Origin of the sequence: Cryobacterium sp. BB736, assembly GCF_014980265.1 — a bacterium.
Classification (GTDB): Bacteria; Actinomycetota; Actinomycetes; order Actinomycetales; family Microbacteriaceae; genus Terrimesophilobacter.
This window is the reverse complement of sequence record NZ_JABXWQ010000001.1, coordinates 160,531-180,655: the sequence shown is the minus strand read 5'-3', so window position 1 is coordinate 180,655 and position 20,125 is coordinate 160,531. Positions and strand designations below refer to the sequence as shown.

The 20,125-nt window shown below is 66.7% G+C and carries 17 protein-coding genes and 1 tRNA gene; 9 read left to right on the top strand and 9 right to left on the bottom strand.

The window, feature by feature from the left end; all coding sequences use genetic code 11:
• Window positions 1–24: 24 nt before the first annotated feature.
• On the bottom strand, window positions 25–1,368 hold the full coding sequence (locus IRG63_RS00840) for a zinc-dependent metalloprotease (protein ID WP_168627976.1): 1,344 nt from the start codon (window positions 1,366–1,368) through the stop codon (window positions 25–27).
• A 102-nt stretch (window positions 1,369–1,470) separates the two neighbouring features.
• Here IRG63_RS00840 and IRG63_RS00835 point away from each other — a divergent pair, with 102 nt between their 5' ends.
• The 4 genes from IRG63_RS00835 (at window position 1,471) to IRG63_RS00820 (ending at window position 6,622) form a co-directional block, all read left to right on the top strand.
• Window positions 1,471–2,571 (top strand): PDZ domain-containing protein, encoded by a 1,101-nt coding sequence (locus tag IRG63_RS00835; protein WP_168627975.1) that lies wholly within the window; start codon window positions 1,471–1,473, stop codon window positions 2,569–2,571.
• Window positions 2,572–2,639: 68 nt separating this feature from the next.
• A complete protein-coding gene (locus IRG63_RS00830; RefSeq protein WP_193508910.1) occupies window positions 2,640–5,531 on the top strand; it encodes a UPF0182 family protein in 2,892 nt (963 codons plus the stop codon).
• Window positions 5,532–5,661: 130 nt separating this feature from the next.
• Window positions 5,662–5,738: transfer RNA gene (locus IRG63_RS00825), tRNA-Met, on the top strand.
• Window positions 5,739–5,806: 68 nt separating this feature from the next.
• Window positions 5,807–6,622: a carbon-nitrogen hydrolase family protein gene (locus IRG63_RS00820; protein WP_168627974.1), complete on the top strand. Its 816-nt coding sequence runs from the start codon at window positions 5,807–5,809 to the stop codon at window positions 6,620–6,622.
• A 6-nt stretch (window positions 6,623–6,628) separates the two neighbouring features.
• On the opposite strand, the gene IRG63_RS00815 is transcribed toward IRG63_RS00820, so the two are convergent.
• Together IRG63_RS00815 and IRG63_RS00810 are read right to left on the bottom strand one after the other, a co-directional pair.
• Complete coding sequence (locus tag IRG63_RS00815; protein ID WP_168627973.1) at window positions 6,629–7,348, bottom strand: maleylpyruvate isomerase family mycothiol-dependent enzyme; 720 nt, start codon at window positions 7,346–7,348, stop codon at window positions 6,629–6,631.
• Between the two features lie 14 nt (window positions 7,349–7,362).
• Window positions 7,363–8,559, bottom strand: a complete 1,197-nt coding sequence (locus IRG63_RS00810; protein WP_193508909.1) for an aminotransferase class I/II-fold pyridoxal phosphate-dependent enzyme — start codon at window positions 8,557–8,559, stop codon at window positions 7,363–7,365.
• Window positions 8,560–8,705: 146 nt separating this feature from the next.
• Between IRG63_RS00810 and IRG63_RS00805 the strand changes: the two genes are divergently transcribed.
• The 4 genes from IRG63_RS00805 to IRG63_RS00790 all read left to right on the top strand — a co-directional run bounded on the left by IRG63_RS00805 (window position 8,706) and on the right by IRG63_RS00790 (window position 12,715).
• Window positions 8,706–9,242, top strand: a complete 537-nt coding sequence (locus IRG63_RS00805) for a hypothetical protein (RefSeq protein ID WP_193508908.1) — start codon at window positions 8,706–8,708, stop codon at window positions 9,240–9,242.
• On the top strand, window positions 9,218–10,006 hold the full coding sequence (locus IRG63_RS00800; RefSeq protein WP_193508907.1) for a hypothetical protein: 789 nt from the start codon (window positions 9,218–9,220) through the stop codon (window positions 10,004–10,006). The genes IRG63_RS00805 and IRG63_RS00800 overlap by 25 nt, the downstream gene beginning before the upstream one ends.
• A 105-nt stretch (window positions 10,007–10,111) precedes the next feature.
• Entirely contained in the window at window positions 10,112–11,605 is a 1,494-nt protein-coding gene (locus tag IRG63_RS00795; RefSeq protein ID WP_193508906.1) for a trypsin-like peptidase domain-containing protein, read from the top strand.
• A 66-nt stretch (window positions 11,606–11,671) separates the two neighbouring features.
• Window positions 11,672–12,715, top strand: a complete 1,044-nt coding sequence (locus tag IRG63_RS00790) for a glycosyltransferase family 2 protein (RefSeq protein ID WP_168627968.1) — start codon at window positions 11,672–11,674, stop codon at window positions 12,713–12,715.
• A gap of 46 nt (window positions 12,716–12,761) precedes the next feature.
• Here IRG63_RS00790 and IRG63_RS00785 read toward each other — a convergent pair whose 3' ends face one another.
• Together IRG63_RS00785 and IRG63_RS00780 are read right to left on the bottom strand one after the other, a co-directional pair.
• A complete protein-coding gene (locus IRG63_RS00785; protein ID WP_168627967.1) occupies window positions 12,762–14,237 on the bottom strand; it encodes a CDP-glycerol glycerophosphotransferase family protein in 1,476 nt (491 codons plus the stop codon).
• The gene (locus IRG63_RS00780; protein ID WP_193508904.1) at window positions 14,234–15,466 is read right to left on the bottom strand and encodes a CDP-glycerol glycerophosphotransferase family protein; all 1,233 of its coding nucleotides are present in this window, start codon (window positions 15,464–15,466) and stop codon (window positions 14,234–14,236) included. The genes IRG63_RS00785 and IRG63_RS00780 overlap by 4 nt, the downstream gene beginning before the upstream one ends.
• Before the next feature lie 74 nt (window positions 15,467–15,540).
• Here IRG63_RS00780 and IRG63_RS00775 point away from each other — a divergent pair, with 74 nt between their 5' ends.
• Window positions 15,541–16,824, top strand: coding sequence for a CDP-glycerol glycerophosphotransferase family protein (locus IRG63_RS00775; protein WP_193508903.1), 1,284 nt, complete (start codon window positions 15,541–15,543; stop codon window positions 16,822–16,824).
• Between the two features lie 5 nt (window positions 16,825–16,829).
• Here IRG63_RS00775 and IRG63_RS00770 read toward each other — a convergent pair whose 3' ends face one another.
• The 4 genes from IRG63_RS00770 to IRG63_RS00755 all read right to left on the bottom strand — a co-directional run bounded on the left by IRG63_RS00770 (window position 16,830) and on the right by IRG63_RS00755 (window position 20,070).
• Window positions 16,830–17,669 (bottom strand): hypothetical protein, encoded by an 840-nt coding sequence (locus IRG63_RS00770; RefSeq protein ID WP_168627964.1) that lies wholly within the window; start codon window positions 17,667–17,669, stop codon window positions 16,830–16,832.
• A gap of 49 nt (window positions 17,670–17,718) precedes the next feature.
• Window positions 17,719–18,492 (bottom strand): ABC transporter ATP-binding protein, encoded by a 774-nt coding sequence (locus tag IRG63_RS00765; protein WP_193508902.1) that lies wholly within the window; start codon window positions 18,490–18,492, stop codon window positions 17,719–17,721.
• Window positions 18,492–19,292, bottom strand: coding sequence for an ABC transporter permease (locus IRG63_RS00760; protein WP_168627962.1), 801 nt, complete (start codon window positions 19,290–19,292; stop codon window positions 18,492–18,494). Before IRG63_RS00760 ends, IRG63_RS00765 begins: the two co-directional genes overlap by 1 nt.
• An 85-nt stretch (window positions 19,293–19,377) precedes the next feature.
• Window positions 19,378–20,070 carry an NTP transferase domain-containing protein gene (locus IRG63_RS00755; protein ID WP_168627961.1) on the bottom strand — a complete coding sequence of 231 codons (693 nt, stop codon included), beginning with the start codon at window positions 20,068–20,070 and terminating at the stop codon, window positions 19,378–19,380.
• Between the last annotated feature and the right edge of the window lie 55 nt (window positions 20,071–20,125).

Genomic DNA, 20,125 nt, shown 5'->3' with positions numbered 1-20,125 from the left:
GCATACGTCCCGACTCGATGAGGGCTACTCCTTCGGACGGTCCGGGTTGTCGTCGCCGAGCAGGTCGGCGATCGCCTGATCGACATCGTCGGGCTCTGGGGCGGGGCCCGTGATGCGCGCGATCAGTGCGGCGGGGTCGTCGATGTCTTCCGCGGTGGGAATCAGGTCAGGGTGCGACCACAATTCGTCACGCTTCTCCTCGCCGACCGCGTCGGTGAGCTGCTGCCACATCGCGGCCGCCTCCCGCAGCCGCCGCGGCCGCAGTTCCAGCCCGATGAGGGTCGAGAACGCTGACTCGGCGGGGCCACCGGATGCGCGCCGCCGGCGCACCATCTCCGCGATCGCGCCGGACTTCGGCAGGCGGCTGGTCGCGGTTGCAGTGACGACGTCGACCCAGCCCTCGACGAGGGCGAGCGTGGTCTCCAGCCGTGCCGCCGCGGCCAGCTGCGACTCGCTGCGCGGCTCCAGCAGTTCGCCGCTGCGCACCGCGTCCTGAAGCGCTTCCGGGCTGGTCGGGTCGAAGTTCTCGGCGATGCGCTCCATCATGTCCTGGTTGATCCGGTTGCCGCGGACGATCTCGGTGATCGACGTCAGCACCTGAAGCCGCAGCCAGCGCGCGTGCCGGAACAGCCGCGCGTGGGCGAGTTCGCGCACCGCGAGGTAGATGGAAACCTCCTCGGGCTCGACATCGAGCCCTTCCCCGAACGCCTTCGCGTTCTGCGGGAGGATCGCCGCCTGCTCCGACGTGTCGGTTCCGCCGAGCAGCGGGATGCCGATGTCGCCTCCGGACACGGCCTCGGTCGAGAGCTGCCCGACGACCTGGCCGAGCTGCATCGCGAACAGGGTGCCGCCGACGCTGCGGAACATCTTGCTCGCCCCGGCGATCATCTCGCCCATGTCCTCTGGCGCCTGCTCCTGCAGCACCTCGGTGAGCGCATCCGCGATGCTGTTCGCGACCGGTTCGGCGAGCTGGGTCCAGACCGGCATGGTCGCCACGACCCATTCGGTGCGGCTCAGCAGCTTCGGGGTGACGGAGAGCTCGGAGATCGAGGTCGCTTCGTCGAGCCATAGCGCGGCGATGTGGAAGGCCTGCAGCAGGCGGTCCCGCTCATCCGGCAGCGACGGCTGGCGGCCGCGTTCGGCGACGGCCTTGCCCTGCTCTAGCGAGAGCGACCAGTTGATGCCGTCGCCGCTCAAGTCGAGTGCGCTCTGGAACTGGCTCAGCAGCTGCTGCACCACCGCAGGGTCGTCGCCCAATCCGGCGGCGCGCGCCAGCTCGCGCGGGTCGATCTCCGAACCGCCGCTCAAGAACTGGCGGAGGAGGTCACGGAACTCGTCTTCCGGATTCTGATCCGGTATCTCAGGCATGAAAACTACGCTAGTCCCCGGTCCGCGGACGCGTCTGAGATTTGACCTAGGCTTGACGTCCAGTTGTGCGCCCGTGGCGAACATCCGCGTGAAAGGAAACCTGTGGCCCTCTTCGCCGACGACGGTTACGTCCCCGGGCGCAGCCGACGAAGCGGTCGGATCGGCTCGTGGCTGATCGGAGCCGCAGTGTTCGGCACCTTCCTGCTCGGCCTGGTTCCCGCCCCGTACGTGATCGAGCAGCCGGGGCCGGTCTACGACACGCTCGGCGACGTCAGCATCGGCGGCGAAGAGACGTCGATGATCGAGATCCCGGAACAGCAGACCTACCCGACCGACGGTTCGCTCAGCCTGTTGACGGTGCGCACGCATGGGAGCCCGGATGCGCTGCCCAACTGGTTCGAGGTGGTCACCTCCTGGTTCGACCCCAGTCGCGCAGTGAAGCCGGTCAATGAGGTCTATCCGCCCGGATTCTCGGTCGAGGATTCCAACGAGAGCGGCCGCATCCAGATGGAGAACTCGCAGAAGAACGCCGTCGCCGCAGCGCTCACCTACCTGGGCCACGAATTGCCGTCCCGCATTGTCGTGGCCGGCTTCTCTGACGACTCGCCATCCGAGGGCATCCTCGAGAACGGCGACCAGATCATCCTGGTCGACGGTGAACCGGTGCGCGATGTCGATGCGCTGCGCGAGGTCATCGCCGACGTCGGCAGCGGCAACCCGCTGGAGCTGACCATCGTGCGCGACGTGGAGACCAAAGAGGTCACCGTCACTCCCGAGGCGAGCCCGGATGACGAGAAGACACCGGTCATCGGGGTCTTCCTCTCCATCGAGTACGACTTCCCGTTCGATGTCGACATCCAGCTCGAGAACGTCGGCGGTCCGAGCGGCGGACAGATGTTCGCCCTGGGGATCATCGACAAGCTCACCCCTGGCGAGCTGACCGGCGGCGAGGAGATCGCCGGCACAGGAACGATCGATGCGGATGGTGACGTCGGGCAGATCGGCGGCATTCGTCAGAAGATGCACGGCGCCCAGCAGGCCGGGGCGAACTGGTTCCTGGCACCGGTGGAGAACTGCGACGAGGTCGTAGGGAACATTCCGGACGGGCTGACCGTCGTCGCGGTGGACACGCTCAAGGATTCCGTCGCCGCCCTGGAGGCAATCGCATCCGGAGACACCGCCGCACTTCCCAGCTGTTCGTAGCCCAGAGGCTGAATCGCGCTCGCTCCCGGCGGGTACGATAGCTGTACCCCCTTCACCCAGGAGATGCATTGACAGCAACGCAAGCCAGGCGCCCGTCTGCCCGCCGGTCGAGAACACCCCTGGTGGTGTCCATCGTCATCATCGCAGCGCTGGTGATCGCGTTCTTCATCTTCGCGGGCATCTACGCCGACTGGCTGTGGTTCCAGCAGCTGGGCTTCCTCAACGTGCTGACCACCCAGTGGATCGCAGCCGGTGTCATGTTCGTCATCGGGTTCCTCGCCATGGCCGTGCCGGTCTGGGCGAGCATCGAGATCGCCTACCGCTGGCGGCCCATCTACGCGAAGCTGAACTCCCAGCTCGACCGCTACCAGCAGGTGATCGAGCCGCTGCGCCGGCTTGCGATGTACGGCATCCCGATCGTGCTCGGCATCTTCGCCGGCGTCTCCACCTCGTCGCGCTGGGAACTGGCGCTGCTGTGGCTCAACCGCACGCCCACCGGGACGACCGATCCGCAGTTCGGCCTCGACGTCTCCTTCTACCTGTTCGAGCTGCCGTTCTACAGCGCGGTGCTCGCGTTCGCCTCCGCAGTGGTGCTGATCAGCGTCATCGCGGCGCTGGCCACCAGCTACCTCTACGGGGCGATCAGCTTCAACGGCCGCGAGGTGCGCATTTCCCGCACCGCGCGCATCCAGCTCGCCGTCCTGGGCGCGATCTACCTCGCGCTGCAGGCGCTCAGCATCTGGCTTGACCAGTACCAGACTCTTGTCACCAGCACCTCCACCGACCTGATGACCGGTGCGTCCTACGCTGACGTCAACGCTGTCATTCCCGGCCGGGCGATCCTCGCCGGCATCGCCGCCCTGGTAGCCGTGCTCTTCATCGTCACCGCGGTCATCGGACGCTGGCGCCTGCCGATCGTCGGCACTGCACTGCTGATCGTCAGCGGCATCCTGATCGGCACCGCCTACCCGACGATCATCCAGCGCTTCCAGGTCGAGCCGAGCGCGCGTTCCCTCGAGGCCGAGTACCTGCAGCGCAACATCGAAGCGACCCGCGCCGCGTACGGTGTCGACAACGTCGAAGAGATCCACTATCCAGCCGAGACGGATGCCACGCCGGGCGCCCTGCGCGAGGATGCGGCGACGACCGCCAACATTCGCATCATCGACCCCGCGCTGATCTCCGACACGTTCCGCCAGTTCGAGCAGGTGCGGCAGTTCTACCAGTTCTCCGAGCACCTCGACGTCGACCGCTACACGATCGACGGGCAGACCCAGGACACCGTGATCGCCCTCCGCGAGCTCGACCAGAGCGGCCAGAGCTCGCGCGGCTGGTACAACGACACGATCGTCTACACCCACGGCTTCGGAGTCGTCGCGGCCTACGGCAACCAACGCGCGGGCAACGGCCTGCCGGTGTTCCTCGAGTCGGGCATCCCGAGTGTCGGTGAGCTGGGCGACTTCGAAGAGCGCATCTACTTCGGCGAGCACTCGCCTACCTACTCGATCGTGGGGGCGCCGGATGGCGCGACACCGCTCGAGCTTGACTTCCCGTCGGGCGGCGAGAACGGCACCCAGAACGCCACCAACACGTTCGAGGGTGACGGCGGTCCGCAGCTCGGCGGCATCCTGAACAAGCTGGTATACGCCATCAAGTTCCAGTCGGAGCAGGTGTTCCTGTCCTCCGCGGTGAACGACGAATCGCAGATCCTCTATGACCGCGACCCCAAGACGCGCGTGCAGAAGGTCGCCCCATATCTGGACCTCGACAACGACCCGTACCCGGCGATCGTCGACGGCAGGATCGTCTGGATCGTCGACGGCTACACGACCAGCGACCAGTACCCGTACTCGGACATCCGGTCGCTCAGCGAGTCGATCGCGGACACTTACACGCCGCAGCCGGTTTTCCCGATCGATGACGTGAACTACATCCGGAACTCGGTGAAGGCCACGGTCGACGCCTACGACGGTTCGGTGACGCTCTACGCGTGGGACACCGAGGACCCGATCCTGCAGACCTGGCAGAAGATCTTCCCGAACACGCTCGAGCCGATGGAGAACATGAGCGACGAACTTCTGTCGCACGTGCGCTACCCGGCGGACCTCTTCAAGATGCAGCGCGCCGTGCTCGGCACCTACCACGTCACCAACAGCGACACCTTCTACTCGGGTGACGACGCGTGGATCACGCCGAACGACCCGATCTCGGACCCGCAGGCGCCGACCCTGCAGCCGCCGTACTACCTCACCATGCAGGTGCCAGGCAGCGATGCTCCGGCGTTCACGATCTACTCCACCTACATCCCGGATGCGGGGGAGCAGGCCAGGAACGTGCTCACCGGCTATCTGACCGCGAACGCGGATCCGGGACCGGACTACGGCAAGCTCACTCTGCTCACGCTGCCGAGCCAGGACACCGTGCCTGGACCGGGTCAGGTGCAGGCCCAGTTCGACTCTGACGACGTGGTCGGCCAGCAGCTGAACCTGCTGCGACAGGGCCAGACCGACGTCATCAGCGGAAACCTGCTGACGCTGCCAGTCGGTGGCGGCCTGCTGTACGTGCAGCCGGTGTACGTCGAGTCGACCGGTGACACCAGCTACCCGCTGCTGCGGAAGATCCTCGTTGCCTTCGGTTCGGAGATCGCGTTCGAGGACACCCTCGACCAGGCCCTCGACGCGCTGTTCGGCGGCGACTCGGGTGCGCCGGCCGGTGACGAGAATGTCGACGAGAACGAGGCTCCGCCGACGGATCCGAATGCGCCGGAGCAGCCGACGCCTCAGCCGCCGACCGCTGACAACCCCGAGCTGCAGCAGGCGCTTCAGGACGCCGTGCAGGCGCTCCGTGACCGCGAAGCCGCCTACGCCGCCAACGACCTGGTAGCGGCAGCGCAGGCCGACCAGCGCCTGCAGGATGCTCTCGGACGGGCGATCGCGGCATCGGACGCCGGCGCCCAGTAAGCAGCGACCGCCGCGCATTTGTGCGAGCGCGCGGGCTAGATCCCGTGCGCTCGCACACTTCGGCGGCGCTCGCTCGCGTGGTCGATCCGATCAGCGGTCTCCACGAGTGTGCTAGGGTTGACTCTTGTGCCGCGGGGTGGAGCAGTTCGGTAGCTCGCCGGGCTCATAACCCGGAGGTCAGAGGTTCAAATCCTCTCCCCGCAACCACGAAGGCCCGGAATCGCAAGGTTCCGGGCCTTTTTCTTATGTCGGCTTCTGCTCGTAGGCTGGCCTGCATGACGGATGTTCCCGGCACCGCGGTCGCGGTCGCCCAGTTCGCCCCAACCAATGATCGTGACGCAAACCTGGCTCAGGTGAGCCGGATGGCCTCACTCGCTGTCGATCGCGGCGCGCGGCTGGTCGTTTTCCCGGAGTACTCGTCGTTCTTCCTGCCGGAGCTCGGCCCCGAGCTGGTCGCTGCCGCAGAGCCGGTCGAGGGTGGAGCCTTCGTCACCGCGCTCTCGGAGCTCGCCGATTCGCTCGACGTTCACCTGGTGGCCGGCATGGTCGAGGAGGCCGGCGGCGGCCGCGCCCACAACATGGTCGTCGCGGTCGATCCGGCTGGAGCGCTGGTGGCGACCTACCGGAAGCAGCACCTGTACGACGCGTTCGGGCAGAAGGAGAGTGACTGGATCGCGCCGGGAGAGTTGGGGGAGCCCCAGACGTTCGCCGTCGACGACCTGACGGTCGGTTTGCAGACCTGCTACGACATCCGGTTTCCCGAAGTGTCGCGCCGGCTGGTTGACGCCGGTGCCGACCTGCTCGCGGTGCCCGCAGAGTGGGTGCGCGGGCCGCTCAAGGAGCACCACTGGCGCACCCTCGTGACCGCTCGCGCGCTGGAGAACACGGTTTATGTCGCTGCCGCCGACCAGGCGCCGCCGATCGCGGCGGGCAACAGCATGATCATCGATCCGATGGGGGTCGAGCTGGCTACGATCGGTGAGACGACGGATGTCGCGCTCGCGTGGGTCTCTAAGGAGCGCATCGGCGAGGTGCGGCGCATCAACCCCGCGCTCGCGGTGCGCCGGTATGCGGTGAGCGAGCGCTGGTAGCCGCGATCAGGGACGGATGCGCGCGCGCCTGAACTCCTCGACCACTTTGGCGTTGCCGGTGATCGTGAGCGCAGAAGAAGCGGGCGTGTAGCGGTTCCACGCGAACAGCAGCAGGGCTCCAGCCGGCCCGGACACCACCGTCGAGCGGGACAAGGTCTCGAAGTCGCAACTGAGGTCGCGGTGCACGGTCCAGAATCGGTCGGTGTCGGTCGCGCGCAACGTCAACGGTGCAGGCAGCGACGCCTGGTTCTGTTCTGCTGCTTTCGGCACGAACACATCGAACAGCTCGTCGATGCCCTCGGCATGCGTTTCGGCGTCGACCTCAGGCGGAGGGGCCGCATCCGGATCTGCGGTGCTGCGCAGGTCCCAGAGGTGCACGATCGTCTCGTGCAGTTGGCGTCGATGCCAGAAGCCGGCTGTGCGGTCGGAGCGCTTGAGTGTCCACACCGCGTCGCTGGCTGGGCGGGACTCGAGTGAGTTCAACAGCATCCGGCGACCACCGGCGTACCAGTCGGCGGCCGGCTCGGTGAGTTCGGGCACGTTCGTTCGCGTCTGGCGCTTGCCGGTTGCTACGATCGCGGCCGCCCAGCGGTGGATCTCCCCGAGATGCGCCACCAGATCGTGTCCGGTCCAGCGCAACGCGGCGGTGGGGTGGCTGAGATCGAGGGCGCGGGCATCCGCCTCGAACGCTGCGGTCACGACGCGCAACTGCTGGAGGTGGTCCATGGGCTGAGCCTAGGTCAGCGCCGCAGCTCGGCGAGTTGCGCGGCGGCGCGTTCGAGCACGTCAGCGCGCTTGCAGAACGCGAAGCGGAGTTTGGATGCGTACGGCCCCCGGTTCTCTGGACGCACGAATGCGGTGAGCGGGATCGCGACCACGCCGGCGAGGTGCGGCAACTCTCGGGCAGCGGCCTCGGCATCCGTGAACCCGAGTGGAGCGGCGTCAGCGATGACGAAGTACCCGCCCTGCGGTCTGCTTACCGTGAACCCGGCCTTCTCGAGGCCGGCGGACAGCAGCTCGCTTTTCGCCTTGAGCGCCGCTGCGGCACCCGCGAAATAGGAGTCCGGCAGCCCGAGCCCGACCGCGATCGCAGGCTGGAACGGTGCCCCATTGACGAAGGTCAGGTACTGCTTCACCGCGAGAATCGCCTCGACGTAGTCGCGCGGGCCGGTGACCCAGCCGATCTTCCAGCCGGTCGTGTTGAAGGTCTTCCCGCCGGACGAGATCGTCACGGTCCGCTCCCACGCGGCGGGCAGCGTCGTGATCGGCACATGGGGCTCGTCGAAGGTCAGGTGCTCGTAGACCTCGTCGGTGACGATGATGGCGTCGTGCTGGTGCGCGAGTTCGACAATCAGTTCGAGGGTCTCGCGCTTCAGGATGCTGCCGGTCGGGTTGTGTGGGTCGTTGATCAGGATGATGCGGGTGCGGTCGGTGACGGCAGCGCGGAGTTCGTCGTGGTCCGGCTGGAAGTGTTCGCCGCGCAGCGGCACCGTGACGTGTTTGAGGCGGTTGAGGCCCGCGATCGCGGCGTATGAGTCGTAGAAGGGCTCGAGGGTGACGAGTTCGTCGCCGTCGTCGGTGAGCGCGAGGATGGTCGCGGTGAGCGCCTCGGTTGCGCCGGCGGTGACCAGCACCTCGTGGTCCGCGTCTACGGGCAGGCCGTAGAAGCGCTTCTGGTGGGCGGCTATCGCGTTGCGGAGTACGGGCAGGCCGATTCCTGGCGGGTACTGGTTGATCCCGTCGCTGATCGCCTGTCGGGCCGCTTCGAGCACCTCGGGCGGGCCGTCCTCATCCGGGAAACCCTGACCGAGGTTGATCGCGCCCGTCGAGGCGGCCAAGGCGGACATCTCGGCAAAGATCGTCGGACGCAATTCCCCATCCGCCCCGAGGAGCATTGCTCCTCTGGCAGTGCGCTCCCACGCGCCGTGCACCGTCATGCTGACCAAACTAGCCCCAGAGCTGCCCTCGGGGTCGCAAACTGCCCTTCCCGGAGCCGGGAGGGCCTTTTTCTGGCCCCTCGCTAGTTCATCGCGGCTGTGGAGAATTCGCGCGCCCGCGACGACGTGTCATTTACCGTGACTCCATGGGGTTTCGGATGCGTGCCGTCGCGCTCACCGCTGTGGCGTTGCTCCTGGCGGGCTGCGTGCCGAATGAACCGACGGTCACCGCCCGGCCGCCGGCGGTGGACCCGGTCTTCGCCTCGGACGAAGAGGCGCTCGCCGCAGCGGTCGAGGCGTACGAGCGGTACCTTTCAGCCTTTGACCTCATCGCAAGTGAAGGCGGACATGACCCCGAACGCATAGCGAGCACTGTCACCGAGGCCGGGCTACCCGGAATGTTGCAGACCTTTGCAGAGATGCGGGATGCCTCGAAGCGCACTGAAGGAGCGACTCGCTTTGACAGCCCCGAATTGCAAAGTTACTTCGAAGAGCCACCGGGGACAGCCGTTGTCGTGATCTACGTCTGCGTGGATCGTTCTGACATACGGGTTCTGCCATCCGGGGCGGCGAATCAGTCCGAACGACGAACCTTCGAAGTAACGCTTGCCTCGAGCGAAAGCGACAGTTCGATCCTGCTGCTCGAACGGAGTGAGCTATGGCCAAATTCCACGGTCTGCTGAGCGTCATCTTGCTACCGCTCATGATGGCGGTGCCAACAAGCAATTCGTGCAGCGAGGTTGATTGGATCCTTGGACAGTGCCCGCCAGACATCTCCGCCGGCATCGAGGGTGACGGGGTGGTAGTCCGGGGTGAGCAGAACATTCCGGGCAACTCGAACGGCGGTCCCGGAACCGGCACACCCGGCACGAATTCCGGAAACGGCGTGGGCACGGGCTCCGGCACGGGCACAACGAGCTGCGGCTTCGCCGTCTGCCGGGACAACTACACCGCGACTGCGCCTGTCACGCTCGCGGACCTGGTGAACTTCCGCCCGTCGCCTGGGACCGACAGCATGCAGCCGAACGGCTGGATGGTCGTCGGGCTCCACACGAACTTCTACGCGCAAGCATCCATCCAGGTGCAATCCGGTCAACTTCTCGGCCAAGCAGCCACCGTGCGCTTCACACCGGTGCGCTACCACTGGACCTACGGCGATGGCAGCGCCAGGTCGACAGCGACGCCCGGGGCGACCTGGCAGGCGCAAGGTCTGGGCGAGTTCGAGGCGACCGCAACCAGCCACAGCTACCGGTCGCCCGGAACTTACGTCATCGATCTCACTATCGACTTCGCGGCCGAGTACCACTACGGAGCGAGTACCCAGTGGGTCCCCATCGCTGGTGTTCTCCCTGTGCCGGCGAACCGGCTTGTCGCTGTCGCGGGCCACGCGAAGACGGTGCTGGTCGAGCATCACTGCGCGGCCAACCCCTCCGGACCGGGCTGTTGAGACAGCGCTCAGCAGACCCTCAAGCCAGCAAAGGCGCGCTCACAGAGTCCTCCCAATAAAATTGAGACTCGTTGCGGACACCACGTCCGCTGAAGGAGCCTCCTCATGACCGACACCCCTGTGCCCGGCACGCCCGATGAGCCGCGGCAGCCATCCGACGCTACGCCGGAGAACAGGGCTCCCCAAGGTCCCCACGAACCAATCGAGAACGCGCGTACACCGCAGCACGACCCAGGGTCGGGGCCCGAGCCAATCGCTCAGCCCGAGCCGACCGCTCAGTACGACCCGACCGCTCAGCCCAGCGCCGCCCAGCCGCAGCCTACGGAACGGCAGCGCACCGAGCCGATCCCCCCGGGACTGCCGTACGGCGCTGACGGGCTGAACCCGCCGGTTGGGGCGACCACTGCGCCCGAGAAGAAGCGCAGCAACATCGGCACGGTCGCGGCCCTCGTGATCGGCGCGCTCGTCGGAGGCGTATCCGGTGCCGGCGTCGCGACGTGGGCGATCACATCCGGCAATGACGGCCAGGCTGGCGGGCCGGGAGCTTCACCGGCCACCATCACGGTCAACGATGGGGCGGATGCGACACTCATCACCGCGATTGCCGCGGAAGCAGGGCCGTCGGTGGTCACGATCTCGGTCGCTGGGGGATCCGCTTCCGGTACCGGATCCGGCGTGATCCTCGACAACGATGGACACATCGTCACCAACACGCACGTCGTCACGCTCGACGGTGAATCGGCCGACTCCCAGATCCAGGTGCAGACCTACGACGGTCATCTCTACCCCGGAACGCTCGTTGGCACCGATCCGCTCACCGACCTCGCAGTGATCAAGATCGACGCCCAGACCGACCTTCAGCCGATCAAGTTCGGCGACTCAAGCAACCTCAACGTCGGCGACACCACGGTCGCCATCGGCGCGCCGCTCGGACTGTCCAACACCGTCACGAACGGCATTGTGAGCGCGCTCAACCGCAGCATCACCGTCGCGTCCTCGGCCCCGCCCGAGGGCGACACGCCGGAGAGTCCCCAGAGCCCGTTCGACTTCTGGGAGTTCGGACAGGACCAGCCCCAGCAGTCTCAGCAGTCTTCGCAGATCTACCTGCCCGTCATCCAGACGGATGCCGCGATCAACCCCGGTAACTCAGGCGGCGCGCTGCTCGACGCGAAGGGTGACCTCATCGGCGTCAATGTGGCGATCGCCAGCACCGGTGGCGCCGCAGCCGGGAACATCGGGGTCGGCTTCGCTGTCCCTGCGAACGTCGTCAAGCGAATCGCGGATGAGATCATCAAGAACGGTGAGGCAACCCACGGCCTGATCGGCGCATCCGTCATCAACGTCACACTCGACCAGGACATCAGCGAAAAGAGCATCGTCGGTGCGAGCGTCAAGGAGATCTCCGGCGGCGGGGCGGCGGAGGCGGCCGGCCTGCGCGAGGGCGACATCGTCACGAGTTTCAACGACGTGCCGATCACGGGCAGCATCGACCTGACCGCGCAGGTGCGCGCTCTCGCTCCCGGCACGACCGTGCCGATGACGTTCGTGCGTGACGGCGAAGTTCAGAAGGTCGACATCACCGTCGGCTCGCTCGAGTAAGACCGGTCGGCAGGGGTCGCTCCGATAGGCTGGGGCGACCTTAGAAACACCGACCGAGTGGACCAAATGGCCGACGCCCCGACACCGGGAATCTCCTATGTGATCCCCGTTCTCAACGAGGTCGGGTACATCGAAGCGGCAATCGGGTCGGTGCTGCACCAGGACTACCCAGGGCCGCTCGAGCTCATCCTCGCCCTCGGACCCTCGACCGACGGCACCACCGAACTGGTCGAACGGCTCGCGCGAGACGAGCCGCGCATCCGGATCGTGGAGAATCCGGATGCCGACATCCCGATCGGCCTGAACCTCGCCATCAAGGCGAGCACGATGCCGATCATCGTTCGCGTCGACGCGCACTCGGCGCTGCCCACCGATTACGCCAGCACGGCCATCGCGACGCTGCAGCGCACCGGCGCGGCGAACGTCGGCGGGGTCATGCTCGCCAAGGGCAAGAACGCGTTTCAATCGGCCGTCGCGCGCGCCTACAACAGCCGGTTCGGGCTCGGTGGCGCGAGCTACCACGGCGGCGCCGAGGAGGGGGAGTCGGAGTCGGCGTACCTGGGCGTGTTCCGTCGCGAAGCTGTCGAGAAGGCCGGGTACTTCGACGAGACGATCCGCCGCGGTGAGGACTGGGAACTCAACCTGCGCATCCGCACCGGCGGGGGACTGGTCTGGTTCGACCCGGCACTCAAGGTCAGCTACTGGCCGCGGGAGAACTGGCCGAAACTGGTGCGCCAGTTCTTCGCCACCGGTGTCTGGCGCGGCGAGCTGGTGCGCCGGTACCGCGGGCGCAACCCGTGGCGATTCTTCGCACCGCCTGTGCTGGTGCTGTCGGTGGTCGCAAGCATCCTGGTCGGGATCCTGCAGCTGACCGGCGTGCTCACCGGCTGGCCGAGCGCCATCGCCAGCATCGTCTTTCTAGGTCCGATCCTGTACGTGCTGCTGGTCATCGCCGTCAGTCTGCTCACGGATGCCGTGGAGCCGTGGTGGCATCGGCTGCTGTTCCTGATTGTGCTGCCCACCATGCACCTCGCCTGGGGCGCCGGCTTCATCGTCGGCCTGCTGCGGGGGGCAAGCGGTATCAACGACACCTCGCGCACTGAGATTTGAGCGGCGAACACGGCGGTGCTCGAGCTCGTCGAGACCAAGGCCGGGCTCAGTCCAGCAGACCGTCCCGCAGGATCCGGTCCACCACCCGCTGCGCGGCCTGGCCGTCGTCGCGCGGGTTGAACCGCTCGCGCCACGCCTGGTAGCGCTCCCGGTACTCCTCGGCGACAGCATCCGGATTTCGCACGAGCTCCAACAGCTCGGCCGAATCCCGCACGACCGGACCCGGTGCGACCGCCAGCAGGTCGAAGTAGAACCCGCGCAGCACCTCCCGGTATCGGTCGAGGTCGGGCGTGAAGAAGAAGATCGGCTTCCGGGTCACGCTGAAGTCGAACATGACGCTCGAATAGTCGGTGATGAGCGCATCCGCGACCAGGAACAGCTCGGCGATGTCCGGGTAGCTTGTGACGTCGACGACGCCGCCGCCGCGCACATCTTCGCCCGGGCGGAGGGTGCGCGAGTGCCCCCGGATCAGCGTCACATACCCGTCGCCGAGCTGCTCGGCGAAGCTGGCGACGTCCAAGTGGTCGACGTGGTCCGGCCGGTCGTCCCGCCAGGTCGGCGCGTACAGCAGCACCCGCACGTCATCCGCAATCCCGAGCTTGGCGCGCACCGCCGCGGCATCACCGGTGACGAGGATGTCGTCGCGCGGGTAACCCTCCTCCCACACCGGACCCAGCCAGGCATATGAACGGCGGAAGATATTGGCAGCGTACGAGTTCTGCGCGAGCAGGATGCTCCACCGAGCGCGCTCCTTGAGTGTCGCAAGGGCGGGACGGAGTCCTAGCCGGCGCCGGCTGAGCGCGAGCCGCTTGAGCATGGTGCCGTGCCAGGTCTGCAGCACCTTTTGATGGGAGCGTTTGCGGTAGCGCCCGCGCAGCCAGTCGTTGATCACAATGAGCCTCGCTGCCGCCCGGATGCGCCACCACTCACGGCTGCCCTCGATGACGGCGATCCCGCCCAGAGGCACGTCGACGGATGCGTCGGCGACGCCCCAGTAGCGGGCGATGTCCGGCCGGGTTTCCGCCAGAGCACGTGCAATGGCGAGCGGGTTGCAGGATGCGTTCTGTCCGTAGAAGCTCTCGAAGAACACCGCGTTCTGGGGCTCCGGGTTGGCTGCGTGGTACTCGCGTTCGAGTCTGGCCTGATTCTCCGGCCCCACCTCATCGTCGGCGAGCGGCGCAGAGAACTCCGCGACCACTCCGCTGTCGTCGGCTTCGAAGGCGACGCGAAACAGTCCGCGCAGAAACGCCGCTTCCGGCAGGACGATCCCGCGCGCGGCGACGCCTATCCGGTACCTCCCGCTCGGCGGCGGCAGTGCGGGACCGCCCCAACGCGAACTGAGCAGCGGGATCGTCGCGGTCCACCGCTCACCGTCGACCGCGATCAGCGCAGGCAACCGCAGCCGCGAGCCAACCAGCTCCAGCTCGACGGGCGCGGTGCCCTCGCCGCTCACGACGAGCTGCGGTGGTTCACCGGCGACCAGGTCGATCGTCGAAGCGGTGACATGCTGCGTTGCGGTCATTCCTGCCCTTTCAGCCGGGCGGCGATCTCGGTGTACACCCTCTCGGTGTTGCGGCCGTCGCGGTAGGCATGGTGCCGCTGTGCGAGCCTACTGCTGTGCTCCCGGAGGGCGCCGAGCGCCGCCGGGTCGTCGAGTTGTCGGGTGACGCCGCCCCAGTTGCTGACAGTGTGCCCGCCGCTGAACTGCTCGTACGGCTCGTACAGTCCGCGTGTCGCGGCGTACTCGGCGACGTCGGGCGCGAAGAACACGATCGGGCGCGCGGTGAGCGCGAAATCGTAGGCAACGGAGGAGTAGTCGGTGATGACGACATCGACCCCGGGCAGCACCCGGTTAAGGTCCCCGATCACCGTTGATGGCAGCATCCGGATGCGCGGGCTCACCATCGTGCCGCGCTCGTAGTCGCCGACGCCGTGCGGGTGCGGGCGCAGCGCCAGCAGGCTGTTCGAGCGCTCCAGGTAGTCGGCGATCGCCGCCCAGTCGGATTCGGTGGGCACGCCGGGGTCGGATGCGCCGTCCCGCCAGGTCGGCGCGTACAGCAGCACCCGGCTGTCCGCGAGCGGGCCGAGCGCGCTCTCGAGCAGGTCCCGAGCGCCATCGGGTCGCAGCACGGCGTCGTCGCGCGGGTCGCCGGTCACCACCACCGTGCCCGCGGGCAGCCCGAACGCGGTCCGCAGCCGCGCCGCGGAGGTCTCGGATGCCGCAGGCAGCAGGTCGATTGCCGCTGCGCTGCGCCGGTACAACGCGCGCAGCAATCCGGCCGGCGCCAGCGAACTGGTGAAGGTGACGGGGGAGTCGAGCTGGATCTTCTTGAGCGGGATCCCGTGCCACAGCTGCACCACGAAAGCACCGCGCGTGCCGAATCGGTTCACGTCGCCGAAGCCGTGAGTGATCACGATGACGCTGGCGCGCAGCGTTGCCCGGAACCCGCGCCAGGTTGAACGCAGTGCGCTCGGCAGCCCGAGAGCCAGCGCCGCCTGACGCTCCCGCTCGTCTGCGGCCAGCCACAGCACGCGCGCGGCGGGGTCGGTGGCGCGCACGTGCAGCGCCAACGGGAGAGCACCCTCGCCCAGTCCCGAGCCGCTGCCGAACACCCACTGGTCGCCGCGGCGTGGCACGACGAGACTCGCGAGCCCGCCGAGCGCGTACAGCGGCGCCGAGAGAAGCTTCGCCGCGTTCCCCCTCGCGAAGGTGAAGCGTGCGGATGCACCGGCTCGAGTCTCGCGTTCCACAGTGAGTTCAGCGTAGCGTCGGCCGCCGCCGGGCCATGGCGAGGCGTGCCCGATACCACTGGTTTAATCGATGGATGCCGTTAGTCAACGACCTCAAGACCGCGCGTCGCATCGTCCGGAATCTCTTCCGGACGCGAATGAGCCGCAACCAGCTCGCGTCGATCGAGTTGCCAGCGCCGCCGGAGAACGCTGTCGTCGGTGTGCACTTCGCCGACGGGCGGGTCAACCTGTACCAGTTGCGCCAGTGGTACGGGCCGCTGCTTGAGCTCGCGAAGACGCATCCGGTCGTCATCATCGCCCGCTCGCCGAGTGCGACCCTTGCTCTTCTCGAAGAGTGCCCGCTGCCGGTCGTGCACCTGCGCGAGATCCGTGAGGTCGAGAGTTTCCTCGCCTCCCAGGAACTCAAGCTGATGTTCTATGTGAATCAGAACATGCGGAACTTCCCCATGCTCCGGTTCGGTCGCCTGTGGCACGTCTTCATCAACCACGGTGAGAGCGACAAGTCGTACATGTCGAGCAGTCAGCACAAGGCCTACGACTACGTGATGGTCGCCGGTGACGCTGCACTCGACCGACTGCGGGCGGCGCTCTGGAACTATGACGTCGACAAGCGGGCGCTGGTGATCGGTCGCCCCCAGGCCGATCACTTCGAGGGTGAGCTGCCGTACACGCCAGACGACCGCACCGTGGTGCTGTACTCGCCGACGTGGGAGGGTGACCGCGAGTCGATGCGGTACGGATCGATCCGCTCGCACGGAGAGGCGTTGGTGGCCTCCCTGATCTCGGATGCCCGCTTCCGAGTCATCTACCGCCCGCATCCTCGAAGCGGGATTCAGGACTCGGAGTACGGCGCCGCCAACACCAGGATCAAGGAGGCGTTGCGTCGCGCGAACTCGCTTGATCCGAGCGCCAACCACATCGTCGACACCGGGGGAGACGTGGGCTGGCAGCTGCAGGCGGCTGATGTGGCGATCTCCGACGTATCGGCGATGGTCTACGACAGGCTGGCCACCGGCAAACCGCTGATGATCACCCGCCCGGTGTCGCCGGATGCTGAGATCGACACATCCGGCTACCTCGGGGCGGCAGAATGGCTCGACGCCTCGGACGCCCAGAACGTCGTTGAGGCTGTCGATCGCGTTCAGCACGATGAGGACGCCCGCCAGCGCCTCAACTATTGGGTCACCCGACACTTCGGTGACACCTCACCCGGCGCGGCGACGGCACGCTTCCGCGGCGCGGTCGAGCAGCTCATCGAGGAGTGGCACAAGCACGCGGCCCTGCACGAAGCCGACCCGAGGGTCTTCGCCAGCGATGACGATGACGACGAGGACGACGGCGCCTCAGCCGGGGACTGAGCCGGTCAGCCGGTTGACGTCGACCCGGGAGCCTGCCCGCCAGCCTCGGGTGCTTCGGCGGGCTCCTCGGGGAGCATGGTGGGTCCCAGTCGGGACTTCCCGCCCGAAACCACCTTCAGCCGGATGGCGCGCTGCTTGCGCGGTCGCGGATCCAGGTTCGGCGGGAACTCGGCCGGAGGCGGGCCGAACGCGATGCGAGAGCTCTGGATGATCTTTCGCCCGAGCACGTTGCTGCCCACGCCGCCGACGACCGCACCGATCCCGAACGGGATGATGCGCCCAATGGCGCTGGTCGCCGTGTTGCGCGTGAACCGCCTCATGAACGACCGCCGCACCTTGGTGGCGATCGGGCCGACAACGGCCTGAGGCAGGTTGCGGCCGACCAGGTCCCCCCAGAAGGCGTTGCGGGAGACGCCCGTTCCGGATGCCTGTGCCGCAAGATTGCGGACCAGATCGCCACCCGACTTGCCGAGCACCATCGCCATGACGATGGTGCGGGCGCGGTCCGGGTCGGTGACGGCGATTCCGTGTACCTCGCTGACTGCCTGCGCCAACAGTGCGCAGGACTCGAGGAAGATGGCCGTCTCGACGCCCGTGATGGCGAGGCTGATGGTGGTCCCCACCCCCGGAACGATCGCCGCAGCACCGGCGGTGGCGCCGCCCGCGGTGACAGTGGCGTGGAAATGCTGCTCCAGAATGCGGATGACCTCGCCGGGTGTCGCATCCGGATGCCGACGACGGATATTCCGGATGTGCGCGAGCACAGCGGGGCGCTGTGCGGTAAGCAGCCGGTCAAACCCTTGTACCGGCATCAAGCCGGCAGCCATCTTCTCGCTGTAGCTCACGGTCATCCTCCCGTTCGGGATTCCGATGATAGGTGACCGAGTCTGGGAGTCAGTGCGTGACGAGCCCGTAGTCGAAGTTGTAGCGGTCGAGCACGTCTTCGATGCTCGAATCGAGCACGAGCTCACCCTTGTCGAGGTACAGGCCGCGACGGCAGAAGCGCTTCAGGTCTCGCTCGTTGTGCGAGACGAAGAACAGCGTCCGCCCGCCCTCGAGCATCTCCTCGATGCGCCGGTAGCACTTCTCGCGGAACGCCTTGTCGCCCACCGCGAGCACTTCGTCGACGAGCAGAATCGGCTCCTCGAGGCGCGAGATGACCGAGAACGCGAGCCGCACCTTCATGCCGCTGGACAGGTGCTTGTACGGGGTCTCCTGGAAGTCCTCGATCTCGGCGAACCCGATGATCTCGTCGTAGCGCTCGTCGATCTCGCGCTTCGACATGCCGTGCAGACCCGCGGTCAGGTAGACGTTGTCGCGCACGGTCAGGTCCTCGACGAAGCCGCCGGTGATCTCGATCAACGGGGCCACCCCGGCGTGCACCTCGACGTTGCCCTCATCCGGAAGCAGCACACCGGTCACGAGCTTCAGCAACGTGGACTTTCCCTGCCCGTTTCGCCCAACGACGCCGATCGCCTCACCTTGCTTCACCGTGAATGACACGTTGCGTAGCGCCCAGAATTCGCTCGGACGCGCCCGCCGGTTCTTGCCCGCGAACAGATCCTTGAAGTTGCGCCGGGACCGACGGTTGCGCCGGAACCGGATGCCGACATCCGACACCTCGATGACCGGCGTGCCCTTCAGCTCGGCGGGAATGACCTCGACCATCAGATCTCCTTCAGCACCGAGCGTTGGGTGCGGGAGAACACCAGCAGACCGACAACCAGGATGACGACGCTCACCAGTGCGCCTGCACCCACCGCGAACCAGTCGAGCTGGCCCGGGAAGAAGGCGGAGCGGTAGAGCGAGAAGATGCCGGCGAGCGGGTTGAATGCGGCCCACGGCTGCAGCTCCGGCGGCAGGTTGGACAGACCATAGATGACCGGCGAGGCATAGAACAGGAATCGCAGGACGAGCTTCACCGCCCGCTCGAAGTCCCGGAAGAAGACCACGAGCGGGGCGACGATCAGGCCGAGGCCGACGAGAAGCACGGCCTGCAGCAGGACGGCCAGCGGGAAGAAGACCACCTGCCAGTGCAGCTGGGTACCGGGTGTGAACACCGCGAACAGCGCGAGCACTGGCATGCTCAGCAGGAACTCGATGCCCTTCGACAGCACGATCCGGTTCACCCAGATGGTGCGGGGCATCCGGGTTGACCGGATGAGCTTGGCATCGCGGATGAACGCACGCGTGCTGTCGCTCACGGTGCCGTTGAACCACATCCACGGCAGCAGCGCCGTGAGCAGGAAGATGATGTACGGCTCTTCGCCCACCGTGCGGTTGAACACCTGGGTGAAGACGAACCAGTAGATCCCCGCCATCAGCAGGGGGTCGAGAATCGACCAGACGTAGCCGAGGACGGATGTCGAGTACCGCACCCGCAGGTCGCGCTTTGTCAGCAGCCACAGCGACTGTCGGTAGCGTCGGCTCGCAGACGGCTGCGGACGCGACGATACGGTGGCTGACACGACTCTTATCGTAGTGATCGGTGTCCGCTGGTTGAGTGATCGCGCCAGCGATCGTCTCGAAACCAGCCTTGGCAGAGCGCCGGAGCTACACGAAGAGGTTCGCGCGCTCCAGGTCTTCGGCGAAGTCGATCTCGACCGCGTACAGGTCCGAGATGTCGAGCGGCTCGAGACGCAGACCGTCCTGCTCGACCGCGAGCTCGAGGCCCCGCTCGAAGTAGTCCTGGTCGTCCACGCGGTTTAGGTGGCGAACCAGGGCCGCCTTCGCGTCACGCGAGATGTAGTTGATGCCGACAGCCTCGCCGAGGCCGCCCTTGACTGTCTTCGAGAGCTCGCGGATGTAGCCGTTCGCGTCAGTCGTGTACTTGACCTCCTCGTCGGAGACCTTGGAGGTGTTGACCGTGACGAAGGACTGGTCGCGCGCGACAAGCTTCGCCGCACGCTCAAGCGCCTCAGGGTCGAAGACCACATCGCCGTTCATCCACAACACGCCACCCGGCGCGGAAGCGCGCAGCGCACGAAGCAAGCTCTTCGAGGTGTTGGTCTGGTCGTACTGCTCGTTGTAGACGAAGTTCGACTCCGGGAAGGCCTCAATGATGTGCTCGAGCTTGTAGCCGACCACGATCGTGACCTGCGCCTCGTTTCCGAAGGCGTGACGGATGTTGTCGAACTGCTGCTGCATGATCGTGCGGCCGTCGTTCAGTTCGGTCAGCGGCTTCGGGAGGGACCGACCGAGCCTGCTGCCCATCCCGGCTGCCAGGATGACGATCTGGGTGGTCATTGAACTCTCCTTTGGTGTCTTCTCTTGCCGCGAATTCATGTGGAATTCATGTTGC

Excerpts from the sequence above, each read along its gene's own strand:
- IRG63_RS00840 (WP_168627976.1), bottom strand. The coding sequence starts at position 1,368 with ATGCCTGAGATACCGGATCAGAATCCGGAAGACGAGTTCCGTGACCTC.
- IRG63_RS00820 (WP_168627974.1), top strand. The coding sequence starts at position 5,807 with ATGACGGATGTTCCCGGCACCGCGGTCGCGGTCGCCCAGTTCGCCCCA.
- IRG63_RS00815 (WP_168627973.1), bottom strand. The coding sequence starts at position 7,348 with ATGGACCACCTCCAGCAGTTGCGCGTCGTGACCGCAGCGTTCGAGGCG.
- IRG63_RS00810 (WP_193508909.1), bottom strand. The coding sequence starts at position 8,559 with ATGACGGTGCACGGCGCGTGGGAGCGCACTGCCAGAGGAGCAATGCTC.
- IRG63_RS00805 (WP_193508908.1), top strand. The coding sequence starts at position 8,706 with ATGGGGTTTCGGATGCGTGCCGTCGCGCTCACCGCTGTGGCGTTGCTC.
- IRG63_RS00800 (WP_193508907.1), top strand. The coding sequence starts at position 9,218 with ATGGCCAAATTCCACGGTCTGCTGAGCGTCATCTTGCTACCGCTCATG.
- IRG63_RS00795 (WP_193508906.1), top strand. The coding sequence starts at position 10,112 with ATGACCGACACCCCTGTGCCCGGCACGCCCGATGAGCCGCGGCAGCCA.
- IRG63_RS00790 (WP_168627968.1), top strand. The coding sequence starts at position 11,672 with ATGGCCGACGCCCCGACACCGGGAATCTCCTATGTGATCCCCGTTCTC.
- IRG63_RS00785 (WP_168627967.1), bottom strand. The coding sequence starts at position 14,237 with ATGACCGCAACGCAGCATGTCACCGCTTCGACGATCGACCTGGTCGCC.
- IRG63_RS00775 (WP_193508903.1), top strand. The coding sequence starts at position 15,541 with ATGCCGTTAGTCAACGACCTCAAGACCGCGCGTCGCATCGTCCGGAAT.
- IRG63_RS00765 (WP_193508902.1), bottom strand. The coding sequence starts at position 18,492 with ATGGTCGAGGTCATTCCCGCCGAGCTGAAGGGCACGCCGGTCATCGAG.
- IRG63_RS00755 (WP_168627961.1), bottom strand. The coding sequence starts at position 20,070 with ATGACCACCCAGATCGTCATCCTGGCAGCCGGGATGGGCAGCAGGCTC.